The 2,197-nt window shown below is 67.3% G+C and carries 3 protein-coding genes; all 3 read right to left on the bottom strand.

Features of this window, described 5'->3' with window-relative positions:
• The coding region (locus tag AC4D1W_RS16970) for an HpcH/HpaI aldolase family protein (protein WP_490899503.1) at positions 1-792 on the bottom strand (792 nt) is incomplete at its 3' end.
• Positions 777-1,562: a 2-oxo-hept-4-ene-1,7-dioate hydratase gene (gene hpaH, locus AC4D1W_RS16965; protein ID WP_490892693.1), complete on the bottom strand. Its 786-nt coding sequence runs from the start codon at positions 1,560-1,562 to the stop codon at positions 777-779. The genes hpaH and AC4D1W_RS16970, both read right to left, overlap by 16 nt.
• Positions 1,563-1,564: 2 nt before the next feature.
• On the bottom strand, positions 1,565-2,197 hold a 633-nt coding region (locus tag AC4D1W_RS16960), incomplete at its 5' end, for a VOC family protein (RefSeq protein WP_490899502.1).

The following is a 2,197-nucleotide window of genomic DNA, read 5'->3' as shown; positions in this document are numbered from 1 at the left end:
GGGGGTATCGCCGTCGGGTGCCGGGATGTACTGGGCGGCGAGGGCTTCGGAGCCCCGAGCCAGGAGTGCGACGTCGGCACCGACCAGGATGAAGCCGGCCCCGGCGTCCAGGTAGTGGCGGGCGGTATCGGGGTTGAAGGCGTTCACACCCGCCGGTTTGCCGGCGGCTTTGGCAGCCGATAGGCATTGTTCGACGGCGGCGCGGACCTCGGGGTGCTCCTGCTGGCCGAGCACGCCCATGGAAGCGGCGAGGTCGGAGGGGCCGATGAAGATGGCGTCCACGCCGTCGACCTTGAGGATGTCCTCCACGGCTTCGACGGCGGCCGCGGATTCGATCTGCACTGTCACGGTGATGGTGTCGGAGGCCCGGGCCAGGTAGTCCGGCACCCGGTTCCAGCGCGCCGCGCGGGCCAGTGCCGAGCCGACCCCGCGCACGCCCTCCGGCGGGTACCGTGTGGCGGCGACAGCGGCCTCGGCTTCCGCCACGGAGTGGACCATGGGGATGAGCAGGTTCTGCACACCCAGGTCCAGGTACTGCTTGATCAGCACGGTGTCGTTCACGGGCGGCCGGACCAGGGTGTGCACGGGGTAACCGTGGACGGCTTGGAGTTGGGCGAGGATGGACTCGAGTCCGTTGGGGCTGTGCTCGGCGTCAACGAGGAGCCAGTCCAGGCCGGCGCCCGCGCAGAGTTCTGCGATGAGCGGGCTGCCGGAGCACACCCACATTCCCGCCAGCGGCCGGTCGGCTGCGGCCAGCGCGTCGCCGAAGGTGGTCTCTAGTGGAAGTGGCATGTCACAGCTCCGAGTGGTCCGTAGTCGGCGTGGATGGTGTCGCCCTTGGAAACCCAGAGGGGACGGGTGAAGGAACCGGCGAGGATGATGTCCCCGGCCTTGAGGCTGTCCCCGTGGGCGGCGATCTTGTTGGCCAGCCAGTGGACGCCGGCTGCCGGGTGGTCCAGCACACCGGCTGCCACGCCGGTCTCCTCGACGGTCTGGTTCTTGTAGAGGATGGCGGCGACCCAGCGGAGGTCGACGGCGTCGGGCTTCACCGGGCGGCCGCCCACCACCATGGCGCCCATCGCGGCGTTGTCCGAGATGGTGTCCACGATGGTCCGGCCCTCCATCTCGATCCTCGAATCCAGGATCTCGAGAGCCGGAACCACGTAATCCGTCGCATTGAGGACGTCGAAGATGGTGCAGCCCGGGCCCTTCAACCCGTCCTTCAGCACGAACGCCAGCTCCACCTCGACCCGGGGGTGGGTATACTTGTCCCACTCCACCGAGCAGCCCGTTTCCAGGACCATGTCATCGAAGATGGCACCGTAGTCGGGCTCGGTGATCCCGGTGGCTGCCTGCATGGCCTTGGACGTGAGGCCGATCTTGCGTCCCACCAGGGTGCGCCCGGCTTCCTCGTTGCGGCGCCGCCACAACTGCTGGACAGCGTAGGAATCCTCAACCGTCATGTCCGGGTAGCGGGCGGTCAGCCGCGCAATGGGGGTCCGGCTGCGGCCGGCCTCCACCAGTTCGTCTGCAATGGCCTCAATCGTCGCATCATCCAGCATGGTTACAGCTGCGCTCCCAGCTTGAAACCGTGCTGCTCGCCGTTTGCGCCGTCGTCGTCCTGCTTCCGGGTGTAGGAGAAGCCGTCAGCGCCGACCGTGACGGCCATCTCGCTCTTCTCCTCACGCTCGATGACCGGCTGCGGGTTGCCGTCGAGGTCCAGGACCAGGGATGCCTCGGTGTACCAGGACGGCACAACCGGGTTGCCCCACCAGTCGCGGCGCTGGTTGTCGTGAACGTCCCAGGTGATGGTGGGGTTGTCCGGATCGCCGGTGTAGTAGTCCTGCGTGTAGATTTCGATGCGGTGACCATCCGGGTCCAGGATGTACAGGTAGAACGCGTTGGACACCCCGTGACGTCCCGGGCCGCGCTCAATGCGGTCGCTGATGCGCAGCGCGCCCATCTTGTCGCAGATCTGGATGATGTTGTGCTTCTCATGGGTGGCGAACGCGACGTGGTGCATGCGGGGGCCGTTACCGCCGGTCAGTGCGGTGTCATGCACGGTCTGCTTGCGGTGCATCCACGCAGCGTAGGTGACGCCGTCGGAATCCTGGATGTCCTCGGAAACCCGGAAGCCCAGGTCCTCGAGGTACTTCCGGCCGCGGGGCACGTCCGGGGTGACCTGGTTGAAGTGGTC

The sequence above is a fragment of the Arthrobacter sp. TJ-170 genome (assembly GCF_058269305.1).
This window is presented reverse-complemented; position numbering and strand designations above follow the sequence as displayed.

What these genes read in the sequence shown, in the direction of transcription:
- hpaH (WP_490892693.1), bottom strand. Translation starts at nt 1,562, where the DNA reads ATGCTGGATGATGCGACGATTGAGGCCATTGCAGACGAACTGGTGGAG.